Genomic DNA, 26,188 nt, shown 5'->3' with positions numbered 1-26,188 from the left:
TTTATTGCAGGATCGGTTTGAGCACCGGCCAGACATTCTCCAGCAGTTTGCCCTGGGCTTCCTCGGTCGGGTGAATCCCGTCGTCCTGCATCAACCCGGCCTGGTTGTAGATGCCGTCGAGGAAAAAGGGAACCAACGCGGTGTCGTATCGGTCAGACAGCTTCGGATAGATTTCGGCAAACATCTCTGTGTAGCGCTGTCCGTAGTTGGGCGGTATCTGCATGCCCACCAGTACGGCGCGAGCACCCGAGGTCTGCACCTTTTCGATCATGGAGGCGAGATTGGATTCGATTACGTTGGGGGGGAAGCCGCGAAGGCCATCATTGCCACCCAATTCAATGACCACGACGTCGGGCTCGTTCTCCTCAAGGAGATCAGGCAGCCGGCGGGCACCGCCATCCGTGGTTTCTCCGCTGATGCTGGCATTGACCACTTCCCAGTCGCTCAACCCTTTGCTCTCGAGCCGGTTTCTCAGCAACTGCACCCAGGCAGTTTCGGAGGGCACTCCATAGGCCGCACTGAGGCTGTCACCTACGATGAGCAGCGTGTTTTGACTGGCCACTGCCGGCAGCGCCAGCACGGCAAACACGAGAAAAAGAATTGATCTGACGTACACCAATGCCGTATGCATAGACAACCAATACACCTTTAAGCCGTTTTCGAGACCCAGGATCGGGAGATTCCGTGAATCAGATGACCAATGTTAACCCGGATAGCCAGAGCCCAATGTTACGGGTAGATAACCTCACCCACCGCGTCAGTGTTGAAACCGATACGCTCACGATCTTGCAAGGGGTCACTCTCGAAATCAATCGGGGAGAATCCGTAGCCATTGTCGGGCGCTCCGGTTCTGGTAAAACCACTCTGTTGGGTTTGCTGGCGGGTCTTGATACGCCCAGCGAGGGGACGGTGGAGCTGGACGGCTCGGTGATCAGCAAGCTCAGCGAGGATGAGCGGGCAAAACTCCGCGCACACCGGGTTGGCTTTGTATTCCAGTCTTTCCAGCTTTTGCCGGCGCTAACCGCGCTCGAGAACGTTATGTTGCCGCTGGAACTTGCCGGCATGGCGTCGCCGGAGAAGAGGGCCCGTGAGCTACTGGAACGGGTTGGGCTTGGCGAACGGCTGACCCACACGCCCAGACAGCTCTCCGGTGGTGAGCAGCAGCGGGTTGCCATCGCGCGGGCATTTGCGTCTGAGCCGCTGATCCTGTTCGCTGACGAGCCGACGGGCAACCTGGATAACCGCACCGGTCAGGCAGTGTCTGATCTCTTGATGGCGTTGAACCGGGAGCAGGGCACAACGTTGGTGATGGTAACCCACGATGAACACCTCGCGGCGCGCTGCAATCGGCAGTTCCATATTGAAGCCGGCGTTCTGACCGAACCGGAAGCAGCGCAGGAGATGGCGCACTGATGGCTGCTGCAAAAAAACTCATGTCGGTTCGCCGGGACTGGCGTGAACGAGACGTTCGCGTCGTTCTGGCCGCTCTCATCATCGCCGTTGCCACTGTTGCCACCATTGCCCTGTTTGCCAGTCAGCTTCAACGCACCCTGGTTTCTTCAGCCAGCTCGTTCCTGGCAGCGGATCGCCAGCTTGAGGCAGAGAATGGCCGACCGATTCCGGACACCTGGCTTCAGGAAGCCGCCGATCAGGGCCTGAAAACCGGTCGAATGGTGGAATTCTCCACCATGGTGTTCGGTGACGAGAATTTCCAGCTGGTGTCAGTCAAGGCCGTGAGCAATGAATATCCGCTTCGCGGCGATATCGAAATCCAGCGGAACCCGACAGGTACCCGGGCGCTCGTAAATCAGGGGCCCGGGCCGGGAGAGGTCTGGATCAACCCGCGCTTGCTCAGGCTGCTGGATCTCGAAGTCGGCGAGTCGCTTGAAGTTGGTAATCTGAATCTTACCGTGTCCGGCCTGCTCATCCGGGAGCCGGACGGCGGTTTCCGGCTGTCGGCACTGGCCCCCCGCGTGATGATGCATGTGGATGATGTGGCCGCCACCGGGGTCATCCAGGAGGGCAGCCGGGTTGAATACGTCTACCTGTTTGCCGGTGATGAAGCTGCGCTGGAATCTTACTACCAATGGCTGGAACCCAGACTCGAACCCAGTCATGAATGGGCGGGTGTCCGGGATGGCGAGACCTTCTCGCGCTCACTCGAGCGAGCCGAGAGATTCCTGCTGTTGGGTGGCAGCCTTGCAGTCCTGCTTGCCGCCGTGGCCGTGGCTGTGGCGAGTCGTCAGTATGCCCTTTCCCAGCGCGATACCGTGGCACTTCTGAAAACGCTGGGGCTCAGCGGTGCAGGTATTGGCGGTCTGTACCTCAAGCGCCTCGCGCTCTGGGGTGTTACCGGGATCGTGGGCGGACTGCTGGTCGCGATGCCGCTGTACTGGTTGCTGATTCACATGCTCAGCCAGGTGCTTGAGCGCCCGGTGGAATTTCAGCTCGATCCGTCTGCATTGGTGCCCGCCTTGCTGACGGCACTGGTCTCTCTGTTTGCGTTTGCCTATCCTCCCGTTCGCAGGCTTCGCAATGTTCCGGCGATGCGTGTACTGCGCAGCCAGCCCGGTGAAACCGGGCGCGAGGCCCTGCCGGATATGATAATTGCCATTGTGGCGGTTTTCGGGCTTGTGTGGATGTATGCGGGCGAACTTGCCCTGGTGGTTTCCCTTCTGGGGGGGCTTGCGTTGCTGCTCGGGGCACTTGGTCTGGTGGGTTGGCTGTTGGTGGCAACACTGCGCAAGGTTCGCGGCGGTGGTAACGCCTGGCGTTTGGCCCTTGTGGGGCTGTACCGGCATCGCCGGGCCAGTCTTTCCCAGATTGCTGTATTTGCGATGACGTTGATGCTGGCGGCCACGCTGATATTGGTGCGTACCTCTTTGTTGACAGACTGGCAGGCCCAGTTGCCGGATGACGCGCCCAATCATTTCCTGATCAATATTGCGCCGGAAGCGGTCGAGGACGTCGATGCGTTCTGGCAGGAGCGTGGCCAGCCACTGGACAAACTTTACCCGATGGTTCGAGGACGCTTGACCGAACTCAATGGTCAGCCAGTCAAGGAAACGGTCAGCAAGGATGAGAATGTTAACGCTCTCAACCGTGAACTGAACCTGACCTGGATGTCGGCCTTGCCGGACGACAACGAGATAGTCGAGGGCGCCTGGTTTGGTGAAAACCAGAAGGAAGGTGTCTCGGTGGAAGCGGAGCTGGCCGGAAAGCTGGGACTGTCACTGGGCGACGAACTGACGTTCACCATTGGCTCGGAAAAGGTGACAGAAGCCGTCACCAGTATTCGGACGGTCCAGTGGGACAGCATGAAGCCCAATTTCTACATGGCGTTCCCGCCGGAGGGCGGGCTCACCGAGATGCCCGCGACCTGGATTACCAGTTTTTACCTGCCCAAGGACAAGAAAGATGCCCTGAACGAATTTTCCCGGCAGTTCCCGACGGTTTCCGTTCTGGAAATTGATCATGTGATTGAGCGGATCCAGGAGATTGTCCGTCAGGTCACCCAGGCGATTGAAGCCATTCTGGCGTTGATCCTTGCCGCCGCGCTGGTGGTGATGGCTGCAGTCGTCAGTGCGACGCTTCAGGATCGACAGCGGGAAGGTGCGCTGCTGCGAACCCTGGGCGGACGCCAGAGGTTGCTGGTTCGCAGTACCATGCTCGAATTTGCGTTGCTGGGTGGTTTCGCAGGTGTGCTTGGAGTGGTCGCCGCCGAGGCGGCAGTCTGGGCGCTTCAATTCAGGATGTTCGAGGGCACGTTCCAGTGGCACTGGCACGTGGTGCTGCCGATTCCAATCGTAAGCGCCGTTGTTCTTGCCCTGTTCGGCCGCTGGCAGCTACGGCCGGTGTTGAGTGTATCGCCGATGCTGTTGTTGCGACGCCTTGAGTAGCACCGGGCGGCTTCAGCGGTAGTTGGCGAGAATGGCATCCAGCTCGCCATTCGCCTTCATCTTCGCCAGTTCTTCGTTGAACTGGCTGGCAAAGGGCTGCCAGTCTTTCCGCAGCATTAGCCGGAACCCGTAATTGCTGATGCCTTCGCTGCTGATGTCGAAATGCTGCCGCAGACCCTCGTTTCTGAGAATCCACTTTCCGACGAGCCGGTCGGCGACCGCGGCGTCGAAACGGTCACCGTGCAGTACAAAGGTGAACATGTCCTTGTCTCTGGAAACATCAAAGCGGCGAATCCGACCTTCCTCGAAGTAGGGCTCAAGCAGCGGATAACGGTAGCCGAGGTGGGTGACAATGGTTTTGGAGATCAGATCGTCCGGGCTCTCGTAGTAAAAGCTGGATTGTGCTGGTACAAAAAACACTTCCTCTATGTCGACTATCGCATCGGTAAACAGGAATTTCTCCGGGTCGTCCGCCCACTCGCGAGCCCTTGGTGTGGCATCGATGTATCCATCAAGCAGCATCTGATCTACACGTTTACGGGGGATTTGCTCAGCGATTACCCGGTATCCAAGCCTCTGGGCTACCTCGGACACCACATCCCACATGATTCCTGATGGTTGGCTCTGGTCACCGATGAGATAGGGTGGGTAACCATTGGGGGAAATATTGAAGCGGAAAACCTTTTGTTCGCCAGAGGCATCCTGTGAGGCAAAAACTGGCGAGGAAAGTGCAGTCAGTACAAGAAGAAGGACGCCAAGAGTGGCATTAACAGGGCGGGGATATCGGTTTTGCATGTGGTGGGGCTCTCTACGGAACAGTACTGTAGGTGGATAATGAACCCGGCTATCATCCCTGCCAGAATTGGCTAATTTTCCTCTCTTGCTTGATCACTTTCAATGATGTGAATTCTATCTTCACACAAGGCAAACGCCGGGGGCCAGGCAGGGCCCCCGGCGAAACAGTCACGCCCAGGCGCGGCGCAGAACCGAGCGGGCATCCTCCAGCGTTACTTCCTTCGGATTAAACATGATGGAACCATCATCCAACGCCATTTCAGCGATGTGGTCCAGCTGTGCCTCGGTTACCTTACCGGTTTCCTTGAGTGTCCGGGGCAGCTGGCAGCGCTTGTACAAAGCATCCCGCAACTTCCGGATCGCGGAAATACTGGCCTCTGCCCGGCGGCTTGCCGGAGTTGCTGCAAAGACTTCGGGGCCCTCGAGGTACAGCAAAAGTTCACCCAGGGGTTCCCGGATGGTTTCAAGGTTGTACTCCAGGGCGTAGGGCAGGTAAAGACTCATGCAAAGGCCGTGGGGAAGGTGGCAGACGGCGCCGGTGGCGTGCCCCAGGGCGTGCACCAGACCCACCATGGAGTTGGAGAAGGCGATGCCGGCCATGGTCGAGGCTTGCGCCAGCTCCAGTCGTCCGTCGCTGTCTTTCGGGTTGTCCATGACCTGAAGGAGCGACTGGCTGATTTTCTTGATGGCCGCAGTCGCGTAGGCGTCACTCAATGGGTTTTTCGCCATGCAGGTGAACGCTTCGGTTGCGTGGGTCATGGCGTCCATGGCTGTCGCGGCAGTAATGTGCGGCGGCAGGGTGAGGGTCATGCGCGGGTCAATGATGGCCGCGTTTGGCAGCAGGAACGACGACGTGAAGGGCAGCTTGACGCCCTTGGCTTCATCGGTGATGACCGCAACCGACGTAACTTCCGAACCGGTCCCGGCTGTTGTCGGCACCACGAAGAAGGGCTTGAGCGGATGCTTGAGCACACCGGCACCGCTGTACTTGGCGATATCGTCACCACCCTCGGAAACCAGAATGTTGACGGCCTTGCCGGTATCGATCGCCGAACCGCCGCCCACGGCGATGATGGAGTCGCACTTTTCCTGACGATAGATGCCGGCGATATCGCGTACCACCGTGGTCGAGGAGTCAGGCGGAACGTCATCATAGATGGTGGTTATTTCCAGCCCGCTTTCCTCGCAAGCTGCGATCACGGGTTCCAGAAGGCCCGCAGCCCGCACGCCCTTGTCGGTTACGATCATTGGCCGCTTGGCAGCCATTCCGGTCAGCTCGTAAGGGATGTGTTCAAGGGCGGCCTTGCCGGCAATGACTTTTACCGGGCAGAAGAACTCATAGTATTTATTGGTCATCACGCTCTCACTGTCTCAACGAAATTGGTGGCTACTTTCAGGTAAATGCGCGCGGCGCTGATCAGCTTTTCCGGCAGGTGGAGGTCGGCCGGGTATTCCTTCACGGCGCGCTCGGCGACCATTTTCGGCAGGATGAAGGACTCAAGCCGGTTCAGTACCCGCGTCATCCGCACGGCATAGCTGATGTCGCCATCCACCAGCATGCGGTCATTGGCGAAAGCCACTGATGTTTTTTCCTGGAAAGACAGCACCAGGAAAGCGTGGGCGATGTGCTTGAACTGAATCGACAGGTCGATCGGCCGTGGGGCCTTGTCACCGTGGTAACGGAAACGCCCCTGGCCGGTATGCTCGACGATCAGCTTTGAGCCATCCGGCATCACCATCATCTCGAACAGGAAACCGTCAGGCAGTGCCCGGGCTTCGTTCTGAACCTTCTCGTCCACCTCGCTCACAGCCTGCAGGGCTCGCCCCATCACCTGGAACATCAGTTCCACGTACAGTCGGCGCGCCTGGAAGACCATGGGCTGGATACGTTTCGCTAGCATGTCCGTCATCCAATCGTTGTTGATGTCATCTGATTTTTAGAGTTATTGCTCTAAAAGTCAATGGAGGCGATGACAGAAGATGTGCGTCAGACCGGCAATCTTGATCCCGGGCAATAAAAAGGCCGGAACCCCTCGGGACTCCGGCCTTCTAAAGTCAACGATTCCGGCGGCAATTATTGCGTGAGTGCCGCCAGTTTACGTTTGGCCTCTTCAGCTACGTCTCCACCGGCTTCGGCGGCCTTGCTGTAATAGGCAATGGCTTCATTCCGGTTATTCTGTTTTACCGCAACATCGCCCAGTCGAAGGAAGGCAATGGAAGTGGGGACGGTTTCATTGGCTTTGGTCAGATTCTCCCTGGCCTTGTCCAGATTGTTGAGCCTCAGAGCATTCAGGCCATTGTAAAGGCGATACTTGAACATCTCGGGGTAGAGCTCCACCGCCTTTTCAAAGTCGGCCGCAGCCTTCTCTGTTTCCTTCTGGTCCTGATAAATGCGGCCGCGAAGGGCATAGAACATGGCTTCCCGTGGCAGCAGACGGATGGCTTCGTTGATCTTGTCCAGCGCAGGCTTCATCTCGCCTTTGGAGGCCAGCTCCATGGCTTTGTCATGGGCATCGTAAGCCGGTTGCAGCGAGCGGAGTTTGGCCATCTTGCGTTCATAGACGTCCTCACCGCGGTAGCCGCCCGCGCCAACCTTCTGCACCAGTTCGCGGTTCTCCTGCACGCGGTTCGCTGAGGGAGGATGGGTCGCGAACAGGCCATCAATGAAACTGGACTGACGCCCTTCGGATAGTTTCAGGAACAGCTCCTGGAGCTCCACCGCCGCCTGTGGGTCATAGCCGGCTTCTTTCATGTAGAGAATCCCGTAGTGGTCGGATTCGAGTTCATCGCCCTGGCTGTATTGCGCCAGCGCAAGTTGCGCCCCAAGGGCAGCACCACCCATGATCAGACCGGCCCATTCGTTGTCCGACAGGGCAAAACCAAGTCCGGCAACGCCGGCGCTGATCAACATTCCCTGCTGCATGCGCTGAACACTGTGCCGGGCTGCCGCATGAACAATCTCGTGCCCCAGAACCGAGGCAAGCTGAGCCTCGTCGTCAAGCTCTGTCAGCAGGCCACGGTTAATGGCGATCTTGCCTCCGGGAAGGGCCCAGGCATTGGGTACACTGCTGTTCAGAACCACGAATTCGTAGGGCAGGTCCGGTCTGTCGCTGACCCTGGCCATTTTCTGGCCAACCTCGCTCACATAGAGCGTCAGCTCCGGGTCCACATAAAACCGACCGCCCTGGGTTTGCTGGGTGGGCACGTACTGCTCGGCGCCCATGGCGAGCTCCTGGCTTTCACCGATCAGCGAAAGCTGATTTTCCCCGGTAACCGGATTGACCGAGCAGCCGCTGAGTGTCAGTGCCAGCGCAATGGCTACCAGGCTGTTTTTGATGGCAGACAGGTTCACAGTAAGCTCCCTTTTGGATGATGCGATGTCGGGTTCGTTCAAAACAGTTGCCCGCTTCCTGAATGGGCAGTTTATAGCACATGATCGGCCATCAGTGGATTACCGCAACCTGCCCGGCGGTGGTGACGAGCAGGCCCTTGGCGTATCATAAGCGTCTGTTCCCGCTCTGTTTCACCAACTTCGCACCCAAGGCAACCCATGAGTAATTTACTCGAACTGATCGCTTTGCTCTGGTTCCTCGTCTGCTGGCTGGGTTATACCGAATACTCGAAACGCCGTGCCGCGGACCGTCCCTGCCTGTCCAACACCCTCGACCTTTACCGGGAGGACTGGATGCGCGTCATGTTGCGGCGGGAAAACCGGATTGCCGATGCGTCTGTGGTCGGAAACCTGGAGCGCAACGGTGCGTTTTTCGCCTCCAGCTGCCTGCTGATTCTCGCGGGTATTATCACCGCTCTCGGCTACACCCAGGAAGTCATGGAAGTATTCAGTACCATGCCCTTCGCCACATTGCCGACCCGGGAAATCTGGGAACTTCGCATGGTGGTGCTGTTGGTGGTCTTTATCTACGCCTTTTTCAAATTCACCTGGTCCATGCGGATGTACAACTTTGTGTCGGTGATGGTGGGCAGTGCCCCTCCGCCAGACGACACCAAAACCAGCCCCGCTGGCAGGGAGGCGTTTGCACGAAGTGCCGGCAACATCTGCAATCTTGCCGGCGATGCCTTTAACCTTGGGCTGCGGTCCTACTATTACGCACTTGCCGTGGTAGGCTGGTTTATTCACCCGATTGTCTTCATGGCGGCGTCCACTCTGGTTGTTGTCGTTCTCTATCGACGCGAGTTCTGTTCGACGGCACTGGAAGCATTGAGGGCGGGGAAGGTCTTCGAGGAGCCGCTGCCCGGCAAGGCGGAAAACAGCCCAAAACCTAAAAGCTGATCCACAGGTTGAATCTGAATGAACGATGATATCCGACGGAAACGGGTTAGCCGTTTTATAGCCACCCTCAACCAGGCCAACGAGCTTGGTCTGTCGGTTACCGAGGCCACAAAAGGCAGCCTGACACTGTGCCTGCCCTACAGTGACCGCATTATCGGTAACCCGGACACCGGGGTGATTCACGGTGGGGCCATCACCACACTGATGGATACCACATCAGGGTGCGTGATCCTCTGTGCCCTGGAAGATTTTGAGCTCTGCCCGACGCTGGACCTGCGCGTGGACTACATGCGCCCGGCCCAGCCCCGCAAGCCGGTTTATGCCCGGGCTGAAACCTACCGGGTAACCCGGAACATCATTTTTACCCGCTGTGAGGCGTACCAGGAAGGCGGTGAAACCATTGCCAACTGCGTGGCCACCTTCATGCGTATCGGGAAGGATGCCAGCCCGAAACATTACCGGGACCTGATTACCGGAGGTGAAGAATGACCGATCCTGAAATCCTGCGTTACACCCAGGAGACCGGTGACTTCAGCCGCATGCTCAGCAGCATTCCCTATGCCACCTGGATTGGTCTTCAGTGTGAGCAGTTTGGAGACGACCTGATTTTCCGTCTGCCCTGCAAAGACTCCAACCTGGGTAATCCCATCCTGCCGGCCATCCACGGTGGCGTGATCGGTGGCTTCATGGAGATGTCTGCCAACATCTACCTGATCATGTCCCAGGAAAGTCTGCGCATGCCCCGTATCGTCGACTTTTCCCTGGATTACCTCAGGGCCGGTCTCAATCGCGAGACCTACGCCGAATGCCGCCTGACCCGCCAGGGCAACCGCGTTGCCAACGTGATGGTCAGCGCCTGGCAGAAATCCCGCTCGCAACCCATTGCGACTGCCAGGGCGCACTTCCTCCTCGAAGACTGATCTTGCCTATACTCCGGGGCTTGAAATGCCCCGGTGTGCCCCCACTTTTTGCTCAGACTGAGATTTTTGTGCAGGAGCGAGCACGGAGGCCGTTCCGAAACACGCTGTGAATACGTCCATGTACGCTCGGCTCCGCCATCCATGGCTCCGCACGGTTTCGGAACGGCCTCCGCGCTCACTCTCAAAACTATGAGGTAACTCGGGCACAACGCCGTGCCTGTTTATTCGTTTCAGGAGACTAAAACGCCATGACGGTTGAAGCCAATAAAGAAACGCTTGGATTCCAGACCGAGGTGAAGCAACTGCTTCACCTGATGATTCACTCGTTGTATTCCAACAAGGAAATCTTCCTTCGTGAGCTGATTTCCAACGCTTCAGATGCCGAAGACAAACTGCGTTTCGCAGCGCTGAAGGACGACAGCCTGTATGAAAGCGATCCTGAGCTGAAGATTCGCCTGGATTTTGACGAAGAGGCGAATACCGTCACGCTCACCGACAACGGTATCGGTATGACCCGTGACGATGTTATCCAGAATCTTGGCACCATTGCCCGTTCCGGTACGGCTGAATTCCTCCAGCAGTTGTCCGGCGATGAGAAGAAGGACAGCAAGCTGATCGGTCAGTTCGGTGTTGGGTTCTATTCGGCGTTTATTGTTGCCGACAAGGTTGATGTATTTACCCGCCGCGCGGGTGCGCCTGCAGAAGAAGGTGTGCATTGGGAGTCCAAGGGTGACGGCGAGTTTTCCATCGAGCAGGTCAATCTGGATAACCGCGGCACCCAGATCGTCCTGCATCTGAAGCCAGACGCCAAGGAATTCGCCGACGGCTGGAAGCTGCGCAGTCTGGTGAAGAAGTACTCGGATCATATTTCCTTCCCGGTTGTCATGAAGGCCGAATCCGACGAAGGTGAGAAGAAGGACGAGTACGAAACCGTTAACGATGCGACAGCGCTATGGACACTCCCCCGTACCGAGATCAAGGACGAGGAGTACAAGGAGTTCTACAAGCACATCGCCCACGATTTTGAAGACCCGCTCACCTGGTCCCACAACAAGGTGGAAGGCAAGCTGGATTACACCAGCCTGCTGTATATCCCGGCCCGTGCACCGTTTGATCTGTACAACCGTGAAGCGCCCCGTGGCCTGAAACTTTACGTGCAGCGCGTGTTCATCATGGACGACGCCGAACAGTTCCTGCCGCTGTACCTGCGTTTTGCCAAGGGTGTGATTGATTCCAACGATCTGTCCCTCAATGTGTCACGTGAGATCCTGCAGAACGACAGCACCGTGGAAAGCATCCGCACCGCGCTCACCAAGCGGGTCCTGGATATGCTGTCCAAGCTGGCCAAGAAGGATCCCGAGCAGTATCAGAAGTTCTGGGGCGAGTTTGGCACGGTATTGAAAGAAGGCCCGGCGGAAGATTTCAGCAACCGCGAGAAAATTGCCGGCCTGCTGCGCTTCGCCTCTACCCACACCGGTGAAAGCACACAGAACGTGTCGCTGGATGACTACATCAGCCGGATGAAGGAAGGGCAGAAGAAGCTTTATTACATCACTGCCGACAACTTCACTGCGGCCAAGAGCAGCCCGCATCTGGAAGTCTTCCGCAAAAAGGGCATTGAGGTGCTGATCCTTACAGATCGCATCGACGAGTGGATGATGGGTTACCTCAGCGAATACGACGGCAAGCAGTTGCAGGATGTTGCCCGTGGCGACCTGGACCTGGGCGAGGTCGAGACCGAGGAAGACAAGAAACACAAGGAAGAGGCGGCTGAAGAGCACAAGGACCTGCTGGAGCGCATCAAGAATGCCCTGAGCGACCGGGTGCAGGAGGTGCGTGTAACCAACCGCCTGACCGATTCACCGGCCTGTCTGGTGGTGGGCGATTTCGATATGGGCGCCCAGATGAAGAAGATCATGGAAGCTGCCGGCCAGAAAGTACCGGACAGCAAACCGATCTTCGAGATCAATGTTGATCATCCGCTGGTCCAGCGACTCGAAAGCGAGAAGGGCGAAGAGCGGTTCAATGAGCTCTCAGCGGTTATCCTGGACCAGGCCACCCTGGCCAGCGGAGAGCAACTCCCGGACCCCGGTGCCTATGTCACCCGTCTGAACCGCCTGCTGCTTGAACTGGCGAACTGATCGCCGATGCAGCAGATTATTGTGGATATCAGCATCAGCCCTGATGAGTGGATCAAGCTCTATCAGGGCGTTGCCACGGATGTTCACACCACGGCCCGGGACGGACGCTCTGTCCGATTCCCGGCCCGTATCCTCTCCCGTTTTTATCTTCGCGATGGCATTCGCGGCAGTTTCCGCATCGTCTTTGACGACGCCGGCAAGTTTTCATCCATTGAACGGCTCTGACATCAGAGCTCCATTCATAAATAAAAACTCTCACAAATTTATTTTTAATTAATTGTATTTCGCCATCGGTCCCGCGCTACGGTGGAGTTGTTCTCGTTAGGCAGGAGCAGATCCATGTCCAATGTAATGTCACTCAGTCGTTCAATCGCATGGCCGGACTTTTTAGACATTCTGGCGAGATATTCAAGTGATTACGCTTGTGCCCAGTAAGGCAGAGAACCCGCAAATATTGCGGGAAATCCTATAGGCGCACGCTATCCGGGACATAAGAAATACTCAGAGCAGATTATTGGGTGTGTCCTATAGTTAGAAGTGCCTGAATCAAAGCAGTGTCGTTTTGCCAACCCCAATGAGGAGAGAAAAATGACAGACAACAACAGTGCGGGCGGAAAGTGTCCCGTAATGCACGGTTCAAACACTCAGGAAAAAGCCGACGTAGCTGGCTGGTGGCCTGAGAACCTCAATCTCGACATCCTTCATCAGCACGACCGCAAAACCAATCCTCTCGGTGAAGACTTCGACTACCGGGAAGAAGTGAAAAAGCTTGATCACGAAGCCCTCGAAAAAGACATGCACGAGCTGATGACCAACAGTCAGGAATGGTGGCCTGCCGATTGGGGGCATTACGGCGGCCTGATGATTCGACTGGCGTGGCACGCCGCTGGAACCTATCGCCTGGCCGACGGTCGTGGTGGTGCCGGCACCGGTAACCAGCGGTTCGCTCCGCTGAACTCCTGGCCCGACAACGGCAACCTCGACAAGGCACGCCGCCTTCTGTGGCCGCTTAAGAAAAAATACGGCAACAAGGTGAGCTGGGCCGACCTGTTTATCCTGGCCGGTAATGTTGCCTATGAGTCGTTTGGCCTGAAGACCTTCGGTTTCTCTTATGGCCGCGAGGACATCTGGCATCCGGAAAAAGACATCTACTGGGGTGCGGAAAAAGAGTGGTTGGCGCCGTCTGACAGCCGGTATGAAGACGTCGACAAGCCCGACACCATGGAGAACCCGCTCGCTGCAGTGCAGATGGGCCTGATTTATGTGAATCCTGAGGGCGTGAACGGTGTGCCGGATCCGCAGAAGACCGCGGAGCAGGTGAGAACGACCTTCGCCCGCATGGCGATGAACGATGAAGAAACCGCAGCGCTGACCGCTGGCGGCCATACGGTGGGCAAGGCTCACGGTAATGGCGACGCCGATGCCCTCGGCCCGGAGCCGGAAGGGGCTGACGTTGAAACCCAGGGCTTTGGCTGGATGAACCCGAACCTCGACGGCAAGGCGACCAACGCGGTTACCTCTGGCATCGAAGGTGCCTGGACCTCGAATCCGACCAAGTTCGACATGGGCTACTTTGATCTGCTGTTTGGCTACGAGTGGCAGCTGACCAAGAGCCCGGCTGGTGCGAACCAGTGGGAGCCGATCGACATCAAAGAAGAGCACATGCCGGTTGATCCGACTGATCCGTCCGTCCGTCGCAAGCCGATGATGACCGATGCCGACATGGCAATGAAGGTAGATCCGAAGTACCGCGCAATCTGCGAGAAGTTCATGGCAGATCCCGAGTACTTCAAAGACTGCTTCGCCCGTGCCTGGTTCAAGCTGACCCACCGCGACATGGGGCCCAAGTCCCGCTACATCGGACCGGGTGTACCTGATGAAGATCTGATTTGGCAGGATCCTGTTCCCCAGGGCGAGACCAATTATATTGAGGAAGTGGTCAAGCAGAAGATTGCCGGGGCCGGTTTGAGCCTGAACGAGCTGATCTGCACCGCGTGGGACAGTGCCCGTACTTTCCGCGGCTCAGACATGCGTGGTGGTGCAAACGGTGCGCGGATTCGCCTGGCGCCCCAGAAGGACTGGGAGGGTAACGAGCCCGATCGTCTGGATAAGGTGCTGAAGGTTTACGAGCAGATTTCGACTGACACTGGCGCCAGCGTTGCTGACGTGATCGTGCTTGGCGGTAACCTTGGCATCGAGATGGCAGCCAAAGCAGCCGGCCACGAGGTTCACGTTCCCTTCCTGAAGGGTCGTGGTGACGCTACCGACGAGATGACGGATGCCGAATCCTTCGATCCGATGGAGCCGCTGGCTGATGGCTTCCGCAACTGGCAGAAGAAGGACTACGTGGTCAAGCCGGAAGAAATGCTTCTGGATCGTGCCCAGCTGATGGGACTGACAGCGCCTGAAATGACCGTCCTGCTGGGTGGCATGCGGGTGCTCGGTACCAACTACGGCGGCACCAAGCACGGTGTATTCACCGATCGCGTTGGCCAGTTGACCAATGATTTCTTCGTCAATCTGACCGATATGTCGAATCGTTGGGAGCCGACTGGCAAGAACTCGTACAACATCGTGGATCGCAACAGTGGCAATACCAAGTTCACTGCGACCCGTGTTGATCTCGTGTTCGGTTCCAACTCGATCCTGCGTGCCTACGCAGAAGTGTATGCCCAGGACGACAACGAAGAGAAGTTCGTGAAAGACTTCGTTGCAGCCTGGACCAAGGTCATGAACGCCGACCGGTTCGACGTCGAATAAGACCTGTAAGCAAGCGATTGGACACCCCGGTTTCGGGGTGTCCGTCTATCAACTTCCCGCCAAATTCCTTACAATCCGCTCCGTCTGATTTTTGATCAGTCTCACCTCGAACAGACCCTGTAATTGCTGGAGCACTCATGCGCATCATTCTCGCCCCAATGGAAGGGCTGGTTGACGCACCCATCCGTGAAACCCTGACCGGGGTAGGCGGCATCGACCGTTGCGTAACGGAATTCGTTCGTGTCACCCATGGCATGCTGCCACCGAGAGTGTTCTACAAATACGCCCCCGAATTGTACAACCGGTCGCTCACTCAAGTGGGCACCCCCGTTGCCGTTCAGCTGCTGGGTTCAGACCCTCACCAGATGGCGCGCCACGGCGTGCGTGCGGCAGAACTCGGTGCCACCCAGGTGGATATCAACTTTGGTTGCCCGGCCAAAACGGTCAACAAGCACAAGGGTGGCTGTGTGTTGATGCGCGAGCCGGAGCTCATGCATGACATCGTCGCCGCTGTCCGTCAGGCTGTACCAGCGCATGTGCCGGTCACAGCCAAGATGCGGCTGGGGTATGACGACCGATCCATGGGTGTGGCTTGTGCCCAGGCGTTGGAAGCGGCGGGCGCGGCGGAGATTGTCATTCATGCCCGGAGTAAAGTAGACGGATATAAGCCGCCGGCCTATTGGGAGGAAATCGCCCGGGCCCGGGAGGCTGTCAAAACCCACATAATTGCCAATGGCGAAATCTGGAGTGTCGCGGACTACTGGCGTTGCCGTGAGGTGTCCGGCTGCGATGACGTGATGATTGGGCGTGGCCTGATCGCCCGGCCAGACCTAGCCCGGCAGATCAAGGCCAGCCAGCAGGGCGAAACGGTGCCGGATATGACCTGGCCGGAAGCTGTCGCCCTGGTTCGTGAGTACGCTACGGTTCTGCAGGGCTGGCTTGAGGACCGCTATGTGACCGGTCGTATCAAACAATGGCTTAACTTTCTCCGCCAGGGTTTCGCCGAGGCAGAGACGCTCTGGCCCGAGGCCCGGAAAATCCGTCAGGTGGCGCCCATGATGGCATGCCTGGAACAGCGGGTTATCCTGACGGGCTCCCGCGCTGCCTGATTCTCATTCAAGCGCACCCATTCAATCCCCACGCGTTGACCTTCCCGCCGCCTAAACTGGTATCAAAGGGCTTGTCGTTCGTATCAATACCGGTACCAATAAAAAACGAGTGGGAGGACGAACAACATGTTCAGAGCAGGTTTGCGCAACACGATGGCCTTTGCCGGAGTGTCTGTCTGTATGCTATTCGGCGCCGCTATGCCGGCTGCCGCCGACGACCACGTGGTGAAAGTCACACCCCTGGGTAGCCACGATGGAGAGTTCTGTGGCCGGGACCGGGCGCTGGTCTTTGAAGATCCTAATGGCACCCGAATTCTCTATGACGCCGGCAGAACGGTCGCCGGTCCGGATGATCCCCGACTGGGCAAAATTGATGTTGTTCTGGTTTCCCACATGCATGGGGACCATGTGGGTGATCAGCGTATCAGCAAGACCAATCAGGGCACGTGCGGATCTCCAGACACCGGCGTTTCAACATTGCCACAATCCAATACTGTTGATATTGCGGTAAAACACGGTTCAAAAATTGTTACGGGTAGCGAAATGCCCGCCTTCTTTGCTGCCAAGCTGAAAGATGCCGGCGGTGATCCTGCAAACTCGCTGTTGGTTCGGTTCGGTGGCGAGCGTGAGGTTGGCGGCGTGGCAATTACGACCGTGCCGGCTGTGCACAGCAATGGCGTATCGCCTTCGTTCCTCACCGGGCCACTGGCAGAGTATCTGGCTGCCGCGGGTGTTGGCGCCAGTGTCGGACCACCCACGGGCTACGTGCTCAGGTTCTCCAACGGCCTGGTGGTCTACCTGTCCGGTGACACTGGCATTACTGCCGAGCAAAGGCTGGTCGTGAAGGATCACTACGGTGCGGGGCTTGTGGTGATGAACATCGGTGATACGTTCACCACCGGACCGAAACAGGCCGCCTACGTAATCAATGACCTCGTGCAACCGAAGGCGGTTATCGCCTCCCACGCCAACGAACCTGCGACCTCCGGTGGCATGGTGCAGGAAGGAACGCGCACGGCTCTGTTCCGGGATTCAGTGACAGTGCCGGTTCATGTGCCCCTCAGTGGCCGCACCATGGCGTTCAATGGCATGGCGAGCTGCGTCTCCGGCTGCAACTAAGGGAACTCGGGCACGCAGGGCTGTTGCCGGTCAGTCTTCCATCTCCGGTCGGTAATGGCCCGCGCGAGCGGCACCGTTCAGGCGGGCCCGCTTCAGCATTGCTGCCTGAGCCTCCGGACCATTGTCCAGATTGCCGGCCCAGGCCTTCTGTGCCGGTTCCTGCAAAGCCCGTCCGTAAGAGAAGCTCAACTCCCAGGGCTGCGCGCCCATGCTGTTCATGGCGTTCAGATTGAGAGTGGCTTCTTCCGGTGTCTGGCCGCCCGAGAGGAAGAAAATGCCGGGTACCGCAGCCGGTACCGCCCTGCGAAAAACATCGAGAGTCGCTGTCGCCACGGCTTCCGGGGATGCCTTCGGGCTTTCCTTGCCCGGCGTCACCATGCTGGGTTTGAGGATCATGTATTCCAGTGCCACCTTGTGTCGGTAAAGGGCGTGGAACACCTCCCGAATCACCGCCTCGCTGACTTCCGCGCAGCGCTCGATGGAATGGTTGCCATCAATCAGTACTTCCGGCTCAACGATCGGCACGATACCCAGGGACTGGCAGATCGCCGCATAGCGGGCGAGAACCTCGGCATTCGCCTCGATCGCCTGCCGTGAGGGCAGGGTGTCCGATATATGGAACACATCCCGCCACTTGGCGAACCGGGCCCCCTGGTTTTTGTAGATTTCCAGGCGGTCCTCCAGACCATCCAGGCCAAAGGTGATTTCATCACCGGGGGCATTCACAAGAGGGCCTTTGCCCTTGTCTACCTTGATGCCCGGCACAATTCCTTTGCTGGCCAGCAGCTTTGGCATGGGAACATTATCCAGGCTCTGCTGGCCGAGAGTCTCTTCAAACAGAATGACCCCGCTGATGAATTCTCCGAGCCCGGAAGCCGAGAAAATAAGGCTTCGGTACTCCCGGCGCATATCTTCGCTCGACTCCACGCCAACGGCCTTGAAACGCTTGGCAATGGTCGGGTGGCTTTCATCAGCGGCGAGAATTCCCTTGCCGGGCTGAACCAGTTCCCGGACGGTAGAGTTGAGTTCTTCCTGAATGGTCATGGTGAGCTCCTGGTTGATCCTTGAAAGTCTGATGGTCGTTCGGCCCGCCACTCTATTGTAGACGTTGAATAGCGGTCTGGAATTTGATCTGCGCTAAGGCAGAAACCGATCTCCTGAATTAGGCTGTAAATGATAACAACAGGAAAACGGGAAGACCTGAATATGAAAACCGTTGTCAGTGTCAGCCAGGGATCTGGTGAGTACGATTATGATATCGAGACGTCGTTTCTTGGGCAGCCTTTCCGGATTATCCGGATCGGTACGGACGGCGATCTTTCCCGGGCCGAGGCGGTTCTGGAGTCCGTGCATCCGCAGGCAGATGCCATCGGTCTGAGCATGGTACACGATCATTACGAGGTGGGCCGGGAGCAGCTTGAACACCCGGATACTGCCCGCCTTGAGGCCTGTGTGCCGGATAAGCCGGTAACCACCGGTGCCGGGTTGCGGGCTATCCTGCAGGAATGGGCTGTGCGTCATACCCAGTCTGAGCTCGGGCATTTCTTCGACAATGCCCGGGTGCTCTTCTTGAATGGGCAGGCCGGTTACCGGATTGCCAGGGCCCTTTCCGAACATACCGAGAATCTCTTCTTTGCCGATCCTTACACGGATTTCGGAGTGCCCAGGCTGCTGACTTCCCTGAAACAGCTGGAAACCTATACCTCGCTTACTGCACCCATCATGTTCAGGCCTGCGGCGGTGAAAGCGGTTGAAACCATTCTCCGAACACCGCTGTATCGCTTGGGTGAGAACCTGGTGAAAGGTTCGCTCCATCACGCGGTCTCCGAGGCTCATGTCATCGTGGCTTCGATAGGCGACCTGGAGAACTTCACGGCGAAAGAGCTGGATGGAAAAACCGTGATTACCTCGCGGGTAACGGACGCGGCCATGGACTGGATGCGTTCGCGCAAGGTTGCCATGGTAGTGGATTACAGTCCCTGGTTGGAGGGCCGCCCCGTTGGCGTGAATGTGATGGAGGCGATGATCAGTGCGGCGCTTTCCAGGACGCCGGACCAGTTGGGCCCCGATGACTATCTGGATGTTATTCAGAGCCTGGAGATTGAGCCGCGAATCCTTTACCCGAACGGTTATCGCCGGGTTAACCGGTTTGCGTTTGTCATTCATCCCCTGTCGCAGCAATACCTCACCAAAACACCGCCCCTGGACTGGGTTGCCAACGTATCGCCGCCTGTGGTGATGAATCTGGTGGAAAAGGCCATCGCGTATTCGCCACCGTTCATCTACTCCAAGGTATCCGGAATCCGGTCACCCAATGGCGATGAGGTGGAGGGCTGGCTCATTACCGTTGGTGGCACCCCTCGGGAAATCATGGCCCACGGGCCGGAATTTACCTACGCCCGGTTGCTGCAGGCGGCCAAACTGGCCAAGAAACTCGGCGCCCAGATCATGGGCCTGGGTGCGTTTACCAAGGTCGTGGGTGATGCCGGTATAACGGTGGCCAAGCGGGCGCCGCTGCCGATCACGACCGGCAACAGCTACAGCGCATCCGGTGCCCTGTGGGCGGCCCATGACGCCATGAAGAAAATAGGGCGGGTGAGTATTGGGCCCAGTGGCAAAGCGGCCGGCAAGGCCATGGTGGTGGGCGCTACGGGTGCTATCGGGTCTGTCTGCGCCAGATTGCTGGCCAAGGCAGTGGACGAGATTTATCTGGCGGCACCGGAGCCGGCCAAACTGCTGGCTCTCAAGGAAAGCATCGAACAGGAAACGCCGGGTGCCATCGTACATGTTGCCGGCTCTGCCGAACGCGATCTGGCCGACATGGACATGATCGTGACCGCCACCTCCGGGGCCGGCAAACGTATCCTGGATATCATGAAAGTGAAGCCGGGCTGCGTCATAACCGACGTCGCCCGCCCACTGGATATCCCGGCGGAGGATGTCGCCAAGCGGCCGGATGTGCTGGTGATCGAATCTGGCGAGATTCAGCTACCGGGTGAAGTGCATATGAAAGACATCGGGCTTCCGAAAGGCATTGCCTATGCCTGCCTGGCGGAAACCATCGTGCTTGCTCTGGAAGCGCGTTTCGAGAACTTCACTCTCGGGCGGAATATCGAGTGGGAAAAAGTGCGGGAGATTTACAAGCTGGGGCTGAAGCATGGCATGAAGCTGGCCGCCATTTCCGGGGTGAACGGTGTGTTCACCGAGGAGGACTTCGAACGGGTTCGAGTCCTGGCGGCCAGCGAAGAAGCACCTCAGGCAGAAGGATCAAGCACACCGGCGTAGCGAACGCCGCTGAGCAGGGCCATCTCCCGATGCCAGGTGGACAGGTCATCTATGTTCAGTTTGCTCAGGCTGTCGTGGCCACAGGCTCGTGCGATCACCTGCATCAGTGAGACAGAGGCCTCAAGGAAGTTCCGCAGCTGTTTGGCAGACTGGTCGACGTTCAACCGTTGGCGCAGGTCCTTGTTCTGGGTCGCAATGCCTGCCGGGCAATTGTTGGTGTTACAGATACGGGCTGCAACACAGCCGATGGACTGCATGGCACTGTTGGCAACGGCAATACCGTCAGCGCCCAGCGCCATGGCCTTCACAAAATCGATAGGGACCCGCAGGCCACCGGTAACGATCAATGTGACCCGTCCGCTTGCGCCGCGGTCATCCAGATAGCGCCGCGCACGCGCCAGGGCAGGAATGGTGGGCACACTGATGTGATCACGGAAGATCTCGGGTGCAGCGCCGGTGCCGCCGCCACGGCCGTCGAGAATGATGTAGTCGGCGCCGGCATCCAGGGCGAATTGCACATCCCGCTCGATGTGATTGGCGCTCAGCTTGAAGCCGACGGGAATACCTCCGGTCACTTCCCGAACATGGCTGGCGAAGCGCTGGAAATCCTCAACTGAGCGCAAATCGTCGAAAGTGGGTGGGGAGTTGGCCGGTTCGCCCTCAGGAATATTGCGCACCTCTGAGATCTTGCCGGTGTTCTTGTTGCCCGGCAAATGGCCACCGGTGCCGGTCTTGGCGCCCTGGCCACCCTTGAAGTGAAACGCCTGCACTTTCTTGAGCAATTCTTCCTTGTAACCGAACTTGGCGCTGGCCAGCTCGTAGAAGTATCGGGAATTTTCCTGTTGCTCCTCGGGCAGCATGCCGCCCTCGCCAGAGCAGATGCCGGTGCCGGCTAGCTCGGCGCCACGAGCGAGGGCAATCTTGGCCTCCTCCGACAACGCGCCGAAGCTCATGTCGGAAACGAATAGCGGCATGCTCAGTGTCAGTGGCTTGCGGGCTTCAGGCCCGATTACCAGTTCGGTCGAGACGTCGGCGTCGTCTGCCAGCGGCTTACTGGCCATCTGCGCCACCATCAGTTGGAGGTCGTCCCAGTGGGGCAGGGTGTGGCGGGGCACGCCCATGGCAGTTGTCGGACCATGGTGGCCCATACTGCTCAGCCCCTCACGGGCCAACTGATGAATAAATTCAACGGTGGGTTCTTCTTTGGTGGATTTGGCCTTCGGCGCATCACCGGATTCCTCGTCGCCATCATCGTCTGACTCCGGCGCCTCCTTGCCAACCTGGTCATCGCTGAACTGCTGGTGAGTGCCGTCACAATAAGGCGCGCTTCCGGTCTGTTTACACTGGCACAGAACCGCCTCTTCGTCTTTTTCGGCCTTGAAGACCTTGGGCTTGAACCCCGTATCTCCGTGGGAACCGTCGCAGAACGGCTGGTTGTTGGAACGGCCACAAACGCAGAAGGCGTATTCCTCGCCTTTTTTCAGGCTGACTTTCTTGGGCTTGTTATCAGCGATCACCGGATTGCTCATTGCAAGGCTCCTTGTTTGGCGCATGCCACAAATGTACAAGGGTGTACGGGCATTAAACGCAAATAGGCTACTTGTAATGATCAAGTGTGGATCAGGACTGACCGCGCCGCCAATGCGGCGCGGCTCGCTCGGCGTCCGATTACGGCTGCAGGCCCGCCCTGGCTGCACGCGCCGCGTGCAGCTTCCGGAAGCTCTCGATCAACCGCTGATGCTTCTCCAGCCCATCCAGTTGCATGTTCGTGGCTTCCAGGCCGTGGAAACGAACGCTGCCATCCACTGAGCCAACAACAGCTTCCATGGTTTCCTCGCCGAACATGCGGGTGAAGTTGGTGATGTAGTCGTCCAGCTCCATTTCGTCGTCAAGGGTGACTTCGAGAACCGCATACATGGCTCGGTAGAACAGGCCGCGCTCAACGGTGTTGTCGTTGAACTGAAGGAACATGTCGACGAATTCCAGGGCTTCTTCATGCCACTGCAGGGCTAGGCAGATCAGGATCTTCAGCTCAAGGATCGTGAGTTGGCCCCAGATGGTGTTTTCATCGAACTCCACGCCGATCAGGGTGATGATCGTCATGTAGTTGTCCAGCTGGCTGGCTTCCAGGCGCTCCACCAGATCGGCCAGTTGCTCATCGTCCAGGCGGTGCAGGTTGAGGATGTCTTCCCGATAGTCCAAAGCCATGTTGGTATTATCCATGATCAGGTCTTCCACCGGATACACCTCGGAATAGCCTGGAACCAGGATTCGGCAGACCGGCGCGCCCAGTTCCTCGTAAACGGCGACATACACTTGCTTGCCCAGTTCCTCAAGGATACCGAACAGACACTCGGCTTCCTCGGCGTTGGTGCCGGAAAAATCCCATTCAACGAAATCATAATCGGACCTGGCGCTGAAGAACCGCCAGGACACCACGCCTGTGGAATCGATAAAGTGCTCCACAAAGTTGTTTGGCTCGGTCACTGCCAGGCTGTTGAAGGTGGGCGCCGGCACATCGTTGAGGCCCTCGAAGCTGCGGCCCTGCAGGAGTTCCGTCAGGCTTCGCTCAAGGGCCACTTCAAAGCTCGGGTGAGCGCCGAAAGAGGCGAACACGCCGCCCGTTCGCGGGTTCATCAGGGTAACGCACATTACCGGGAACTGGCCGCCGAGGGAGGCGTCCTTTACCAGAGTCGGGAAACCCTGGGCTTCCAGGGCTTCAATGCCTTCCAGGATGTCCGGGTATTTTTCCAGTACCTCCCGGGGCACGTCCGGAAGGGCAATTTCCTCTTCGATAATCTGCTTCTTTACCGCCCGTTCGAAAATCTCCGACAGACACTGAACCTGTGCTTCGTTCAGGGTATTGCCCGCACTCATGCCGTTGCTGAGAAACAGGTTCTCAATCAGGTTGGAGGGGAAATACACCACCTCGCCATCCGATTTTCGCACGTAGGGCAGGGAGACAATGCCCCGGTCGGCTCTGCCGGAGTTGGTATCAATCAGATTGGAGCCGCCAAGCTCGCCGTCCGGGTTGTAGATGGCGAGGCAGTGGTCATCCAGAATACCTTCCGGCAGCTCGTCGTTGGGGCCCGGCTTGAACCACTTTTCGTTCGGGTAGTGGACGAAGTCGCTGTTGGCGATGTCCTCACCAAAGAACTGATCGTTGTAGAAAAAGTTGCAGCTGAGCCGCTCGATAAATTCGCCCAGGGCAGAGCACAGGGCGCTTTCCTTGGTAGCTCCCTTGCCATTGGTGAAGCACATGGGTGAGGCAGCATCGCGAATGTGCAGGGACCACACGTGAGGCACAATGTTGCGCCAGGAGGCAATCTCGATCTTCATGCCCAGCTCTTCGAGAATGCCAGTCATGTTGGCAATGGTCTGTTCAAGGGGCAGGTCCTTGCCTTCGATAAAGGTCTGGGTGCCGCCTTCCGGCTGGGTCATCAGCAGTGCCTGGGCGTCCGCGTCCAGGTTTTCGACGGTTTCAATCTCGAAGGTCGGGCCGGTCTGGACCACTTTTTTCACGGTGCAGCGGTCGATCGAGCGCAGGATGCCCTGGCGGTCTTTCTCCGAAATGTCCTCGGGCAGTTCCACGGAGATCTTGAAGATCTGGTTGTAGCGGTTTTCCGGGTCCACGATGTTGTTCTGGGACAGGCGGATATTCTCGGTGGGAATGTCCCGGGCCAGGCAGTAGACCCGGACAAAGTAGGCTGCACACAGGGCAGAGGAGGCCAGGAAGTAGTCGAACGGGCTGGGCGCCGAGCCGTCGCCCTTATAGCGAATCGGCTGGTCCGTTACGACGGTGAAATCGTCAAACTTGGCTTCAAGTCTGAGGTTCTCGAGAAAGTTGACGTTGATTTCCATTGCAGAGAGTCCTGGATCGGAGAATTTGGCGCGCCATGGTTTTTAATGGCGGCCATTATCCAGTTTTTGCAGGCGTTCGTCTTGGTCGGTCTTCTACGGATGATGTAACGCCAGCTCGACGGCCTGAGCTGCGTGAATCTCCGTGGTGTCGTAGAGGGGAACCCCGGTATCCGCCTGCTTGATCAGCAAGCCGATCTCGGTGCAGCCCAGGATCACCGCCTGCGCGCCGCGCTCGGAAAGCGAGCTGACAATATCGAGGTAGATGTCGCGCGAGTCCGGCTTGATCTCTCCCAGGCAAAGCTCCTCGTAGATAACACGATGCACCTCGTCCCGCTGGATTTCATCCGGCGTGAGAACGTCGATACCGGCGGCCTCCAGTCGGTCCCTGTAGAACGCCTGTTCCATGGTAAATCGCGTGCCCAGCAGGCCTACCCGGTTGATTCCATCATTCTTCAGCACCTGAGCTGTGGCATCTGCTATGTGTAGCAACGGGATCTCGATCGCCTGTTCAATTTCAGGAGCAACCTTGTGCATAGTGTTGGTGCCGATCACCAGGAAATCCGCGCCGGCCCTCTGCAATGACAAGGCGGCGTCGGAAAGAATGTCGGCAGTAGCGGGCCAATCACCTTTGTGTTGCAGCGCTTCGATCTCGGCGAAATCCACGCTGAAGAGCACCAGCTTCGCCGAATTCAGCCCGCCCAGTCGGCCTTTGACCCCCTCGTTGAGGAGTCGGTAGTAGGTTTGGGTGGATTCCCAGCTCATGCCGCCGAGAAGGCCAATCGTTTTCATGGGTAATCTCCTTATTATCCGCTAATTGTCACGATAATCAGCGCCACTGCATAGACCGAGAGCATCAGGGCGCTTTCAAACCCGATCTTGCCAATTCCATAGCGTTGGCGCCGGACCATTCCCATTAACAACGTGGCTGTCATCAGTATGCTGACAAGCCCCCAGGTCATCTGTATCGGGGTAATGTCGTGATAGATGGAACCGCCAGGGTAGCCCACATCGGCTGAAGCGATCACCAGCATATTAAAACAGTTGGTGCCGAATATATTGCTTACCGCCAGGGTCAGCGCGTTCCTGCGGATGGCAGCAATGGTGGTGACCAGCTCGGGTGAGGAGGTAGCGAGCGCGGTAAACAGGCCGCCAATCAGGGTATCGGACAGGCCCGTTTCGTCACTGATCACTTTGGCCCCTTCCATCAGTACCCATCCAGCTATGCCTGTAATTGCAGCCAGAATAATGAAAGTGACCCAGGCCTGGGCAAGACCGCCGCGAAGATAATGACCAGGCTTGTCGGGAACGGTCTGGCGGGTCAGTCGGGGAAACCACATGGGTTTACTGTCTGTTGTGCGAACCAGGTGAAGCCCGAACAAATACGCTGCGGTAATCACGGGTGTGATTGGGTGTATTCCCCAGAGGGAAACTGGTGGACTCGCAATTGCCAGTAGCGGCAAAGCCAGCAGAACGATCAACAACGCGGCCAGCATCAGGTTGGTGGAAGATGCAGCTGCGTGCTCCAGGTTGGCCTTCCGGTACATGATGTCTGCAATGCCCAGAAACACCAGGTTCGCAGCCATGCTGCCCATGACATTGCTCATGGCCAGATCCGGCCTTGAATCCATGGCCGCGCTCAGCGTGGCGGCGAAGTCGGGCAGTGAGGTTACCCCGGCCAGCAGAAAGATGCCGAACAACGCCTCTCCAAGGCCCGTTCGATCGGCCAGCTCATCCGCCACCCGGGCAAGCCGGCTGCCAGCTGTCACAATAACGACGGATGCGATGGCAAAAGCGATGATCCCGGTAGTCAGTGATGGAAACACTCAAGGCCCCAGACTGTTGTGATTGCATGAATTTCTTACGGTAACTATAGCGGCCCGGGAATGGCCAGGGCGGATATCGATGCCCGCAGAAGTATTCTGGCTTCTATATTGGCTGCAGGAAGCACCGGTAACAGGTTCAGAGCAAATCGGAAAATGGTCGGTCCCTGGATTTTCTTCGGTGAGAT

General features: G+C 57.7%; 22 protein-coding genes. 12 read left to right on the top strand and 10 right to left on the bottom strand.

Translation table 11 applies throughout. The annotated features are described in order from the left end of the window. Window position 1: 1 nt before the first annotated feature. Entirely contained in the window at window positions 2-631 is a 630-nt protein-coding gene (locus AC13DD_RS07695; protein ID WP_008172029.1) for an arylesterase, read from the bottom strand. A gap of 62 nt (window positions 632-693) precedes the next feature. On the opposite strand from AC13DD_RS07695, the gene AC13DD_RS07690 reads away from it, so the two are divergent. Together AC13DD_RS07690 and AC13DD_RS07685 are read left to right on the top strand one after the other, a co-directional pair. Beyond that, window positions 694-1,413 (top strand): ABC transporter ATP-binding protein, encoded by a 720-nt coding sequence (locus AC13DD_RS07690; RefSeq protein WP_041645164.1) that lies wholly within the window; start codon window positions 694-696, stop codon window positions 1,411-1,413. Continuing rightward, the gene (locus AC13DD_RS07685) at window positions 1,413-3,899 is read left to right on the top strand and encodes an ABC transporter permease (protein ID WP_482931040.1); all 2,487 of its coding nucleotides are present in this window, start codon (window positions 1,413-1,415) and stop codon (window positions 3,897-3,899) included. Before AC13DD_RS07690 ends, AC13DD_RS07685 begins: the two co-directional genes overlap by 1 nt. Window positions 3,900-3,911: 12 nt before the next feature. On the opposite strand, the gene AC13DD_RS07680 is transcribed toward AC13DD_RS07685, so the two are convergent. The 4 genes from AC13DD_RS07680 to AC13DD_RS07665 all read right to left on the bottom strand — a co-directional run bounded on the left by AC13DD_RS07680 (window position 3,912) and on the right by AC13DD_RS07665 (window position 8,046). After that, window positions 3,912-4,694, bottom strand: coding sequence for a substrate-binding periplasmic protein (locus tag AC13DD_RS07680; protein WP_430417522.1), 783 nt, complete (start codon window positions 4,692-4,694; stop codon window positions 3,912-3,914). Between the two features lie 168 nt (window positions 4,695-4,862). After that, window positions 4,863-6,050 carry an iron-containing alcohol dehydrogenase gene (locus tag AC13DD_RS07675; RefSeq protein WP_014576813.1) on the bottom strand — a complete coding sequence of 396 codons (1,188 nt, stop codon included), beginning with the start codon at window positions 6,048-6,050 and terminating at the stop codon, window positions 4,863-4,865. Next, entirely contained in the window at window positions 6,050-6,595 is a 546-nt protein-coding gene (locus AC13DD_RS07670) for a hypothetical protein (RefSeq protein WP_008172020.1), read from the bottom strand. Before AC13DD_RS07670 ends, AC13DD_RS07675 begins: the two co-directional genes overlap by 1 nt. Window positions 6,596-6,768: 173 nt before the next feature. Next, entirely contained in the window at window positions 6,769-8,046 is a 1,278-nt protein-coding gene (locus AC13DD_RS07665) for a M48 family metalloprotease (RefSeq protein WP_482931039.1), read from the bottom strand. A gap of 25 nt (window positions 8,047-8,071) precedes the next feature. On the opposite strand from AC13DD_RS07665, the gene AC13DD_RS07660 reads away from it, so the two are divergent. The 9 genes from AC13DD_RS07660 (at window position 8,072) to AC13DD_RS07620 (ending at window position 17,034) form a co-directional block, all read left to right on the top strand. Further along, window positions 8,072-8,197, top strand: a complete 126-nt coding sequence (locus tag AC13DD_RS07660; RefSeq protein ID WP_008172013.1) for a hypothetical protein — start codon at window positions 8,072-8,074, stop codon at window positions 8,195-8,197. A 47-nt stretch (window positions 8,198-8,244) separates the two neighbouring features. Then, complete coding sequence (locus tag AC13DD_RS07655) at window positions 8,245-8,985, top strand: DUF599 domain-containing protein (RefSeq protein ID WP_053114965.1); 741 nt, start codon at window positions 8,245-8,247, stop codon at window positions 8,983-8,985. Between the two features lie 18 nt (window positions 8,986-9,003). Beyond that, complete coding sequence (locus tag AC13DD_RS07650) at window positions 9,004-9,474, top strand: PaaI family thioesterase (RefSeq protein ID WP_014576817.1); 471 nt, start codon at window positions 9,004-9,006, stop codon at window positions 9,472-9,474. After that, complete coding sequence (locus AC13DD_RS07645; protein ID WP_008172009.1) at window positions 9,471-9,905, top strand: PaaI family thioesterase; 435 nt, start codon at window positions 9,471-9,473, stop codon at window positions 9,903-9,905. Before AC13DD_RS07650 ends, AC13DD_RS07645 begins: the two co-directional genes overlap by 4 nt. A 248-nt stretch (window positions 9,906-10,153) precedes the next feature. Then, window positions 10,154-12,046, top strand: coding sequence for a molecular chaperone HtpG (gene htpG, locus AC13DD_RS07640; RefSeq protein ID WP_482931038.1), 1,893 nt, complete (start codon window positions 10,154-10,156; stop codon window positions 12,044-12,046). Window positions 12,047-12,052: 6 nt separating this feature from the next. Beyond that, window positions 12,053-12,271, top strand: coding sequence for a DUF2835 domain-containing protein (locus AC13DD_RS07635; RefSeq protein ID WP_008172004.1), 219 nt, complete (start codon window positions 12,053-12,055; stop codon window positions 12,269-12,271). Between the two features lie 363 nt (window positions 12,272-12,634). Beyond that, window positions 12,635-14,806, top strand: a complete 2,172-nt coding sequence (katG, locus tag AC13DD_RS07630) for a catalase/peroxidase HPI (protein WP_053114967.1) — start codon at window positions 12,635-12,637, stop codon at window positions 14,804-14,806. Window positions 14,807-14,943: 137 nt separating this feature from the next. Continuing rightward, window positions 14,944-15,915: a tRNA dihydrouridine synthase gene (locus AC13DD_RS07625; RefSeq protein ID WP_053114968.1), complete on the top strand. Its 972-nt coding sequence runs from the start codon at window positions 14,944-14,946 to the stop codon at window positions 15,913-15,915. A 126-nt stretch (window positions 15,916-16,041) separates the two neighbouring features. Then, on the top strand, window positions 16,042-17,034 hold the full coding sequence (locus tag AC13DD_RS07620; RefSeq protein ID WP_141201835.1) for an MBL fold metallo-hydrolase: 993 nt from the start codon (window positions 16,042-16,044) through the stop codon (window positions 17,032-17,034). A 30-nt stretch (window positions 17,035-17,064) separates the two neighbouring features. Here the strand turns inward: AC13DD_RS07620 and AC13DD_RS07615 are convergent, their stop codons facing one another. Continuing rightward, entirely contained in the window at window positions 17,065-18,078 is a 1,014-nt protein-coding gene (locus AC13DD_RS07615) for a class I fructose-bisphosphate aldolase (protein ID WP_008171996.1), read from the bottom strand. A 162-nt stretch (window positions 18,079-18,240) separates the two neighbouring features. On the opposite strand from AC13DD_RS07615, the gene AC13DD_RS07610 reads away from it, so the two are divergent. Further along, entirely contained in the window at window positions 18,241-20,319 is a 2,079-nt protein-coding gene (locus AC13DD_RS07610; protein ID WP_041645166.1) for a dehydrogenase, read from the top strand. Here the strand turns inward: AC13DD_RS07610 and AC13DD_RS07605 are convergent. The 4 genes from AC13DD_RS07605 to AC13DD_RS07590 form a co-directional block, all read right to left on the bottom strand. Beyond that, window positions 20,289-21,848: a glutamate synthase-related protein gene (locus AC13DD_RS07605; RefSeq protein WP_273073073.1), complete on the bottom strand. Its 1,560-nt coding sequence runs from the start codon at window positions 21,846-21,848 to the stop codon at window positions 20,289-20,291. The two genes, AC13DD_RS07610 and AC13DD_RS07605, sit on opposite strands and share 31 nt — an antisense overlap. 139 nt (window positions 21,849-21,987) lie before the next feature. After that, a complete protein-coding gene (locus tag AC13DD_RS07600) occupies window positions 21,988-24,180 on the bottom strand; it encodes an OsmC domain/YcaO domain-containing protein (protein WP_273073074.1) in 2,193 nt (730 codons plus the stop codon). A 93-nt stretch (window positions 24,181-24,273) separates the two neighbouring features. After that, a complete protein-coding gene (locus AC13DD_RS07595; protein ID WP_273073075.1) occupies window positions 24,274-24,969 on the bottom strand; it encodes an aspartate/glutamate racemase family protein in 696 nt (231 codons plus the stop codon). 14 nt (window positions 24,970-24,983) lie between these two features. Next, window positions 24,984-26,003: a sodium:calcium antiporter gene (locus AC13DD_RS07590; RefSeq protein WP_008171986.1), complete on the bottom strand. Its 1,020-nt coding sequence runs from the start codon at window positions 26,001-26,003 to the stop codon at window positions 24,984-24,986. Between the last annotated feature and the right edge of the window lie 185 nt (window positions 26,004-26,188).

The sequence above is a fragment of the Marinobacter sp. L-13 genome, assembly GCF_056857715.1.
This window is presented reverse-complemented; position numbering and strand designations above follow the sequence as displayed.

Bases quoted from the DNA above. Each gene is read 5' to 3' on its own strand.
- AC13DD_RS07695 (WP_008172029.1), bottom strand. From the start codon at position 631: ATGCATACGGCATTGGTGTACGTCAGATCAATTCTTTTTCTCGTGTTT.
- AC13DD_RS07690 (WP_041645164.1), top strand. From the start codon at position 694: ATGACCAATGTTAACCCGGATAGCCAGAGCCCAATGTTACGGGTAGAT.
- AC13DD_RS07685 (WP_482931040.1), top strand. From the start codon at position 1,413: ATGGCTGCTGCAAAAAAACTCATGTCGGTTCGCCGGGACTGGCGTGAA.
- AC13DD_RS07680 (WP_430417522.1), bottom strand. From the start codon at position 4,694: ATGCAAAACCGATATCCCCGCCCTGTTAATGCCACTCTTGGCGTCCTT.
- AC13DD_RS07675 (WP_014576813.1), bottom strand. From the start codon at position 6,050: ATGACCAATAAATACTATGAGTTCTTCTGCCCGGTAAAAGTCATTGCC.
- AC13DD_RS07670 (WP_008172020.1), bottom strand. From the start codon at position 6,595: ATGCTAGCGAAACGTATCCAGCCCATGGTCTTCCAGGCGCGCCGACTG.
- AC13DD_RS07660 (WP_008172013.1), top strand. From the start codon at position 8,072: ATGTCGGGTTCGTTCAAAACAGTTGCCCGCTTCCTGAATGGGCAGTTT.
- AC13DD_RS07655 (WP_053114965.1), top strand. From the start codon at position 8,245: ATGAGTAATTTACTCGAACTGATCGCTTTGCTCTGGTTCCTCGTCTGC.
- AC13DD_RS07650 (WP_014576817.1), top strand. From the start codon at position 9,004: ATGAACGATGATATCCGACGGAAACGGGTTAGCCGTTTTATAGCCACC.
- AC13DD_RS07645 (WP_008172009.1), top strand. From the start codon at position 9,471: ATGACCGATCCTGAAATCCTGCGTTACACCCAGGAGACCGGTGACTTC.
- htpG (WP_482931038.1), top strand. From the start codon at position 10,154: ATGACGGTTGAAGCCAATAAAGAAACGCTTGGATTCCAGACCGAGGTG.
- AC13DD_RS07635 (WP_008172004.1), top strand. From the start codon at position 12,053: ATGCAGCAGATTATTGTGGATATCAGCATCAGCCCTGATGAGTGGATC.
- katG (WP_053114967.1), top strand. From the start codon at position 12,635: ATGACAGACAACAACAGTGCGGGCGGAAAGTGTCCCGTAATGCACGGT.
- AC13DD_RS07625 (WP_053114968.1), top strand. From the start codon at position 14,944: ATGCGCATCATTCTCGCCCCAATGGAAGGGCTGGTTGACGCACCCATC.
- AC13DD_RS07620 (WP_141201835.1), top strand. From the start codon at position 16,042: ATGTTCAGAGCAGGTTTGCGCAACACGATGGCCTTTGCCGGAGTGTCT.
- AC13DD_RS07615 (WP_008171996.1), bottom strand. From the start codon at position 18,078: ATGACCATTCAGGAAGAACTCAACTCTACCGTCCGGGAACTGGTTCAG.
- AC13DD_RS07610 (WP_041645166.1), top strand. From the start codon at position 18,241: ATGAAAACCGTTGTCAGTGTCAGCCAGGGATCTGGTGAGTACGATTAT.
- AC13DD_RS07605 (WP_273073073.1), bottom strand. From the start codon at position 21,848: ATGAGCAATCCGGTGATCGCTGATAACAAGCCCAAGAAAGTCAGCCTG.
- AC13DD_RS07600 (WP_273073074.1), bottom strand. From the start codon at position 24,180: ATGGAAATCAACGTCAACTTTCTCGAGAACCTCAGACTTGAAGCCAAG.
- AC13DD_RS07595 (WP_273073075.1), bottom strand. From the start codon at position 24,969: ATGAAAACGATTGGCCTTCTCGGCGGCATGAGCTGGGAATCCACCCAA.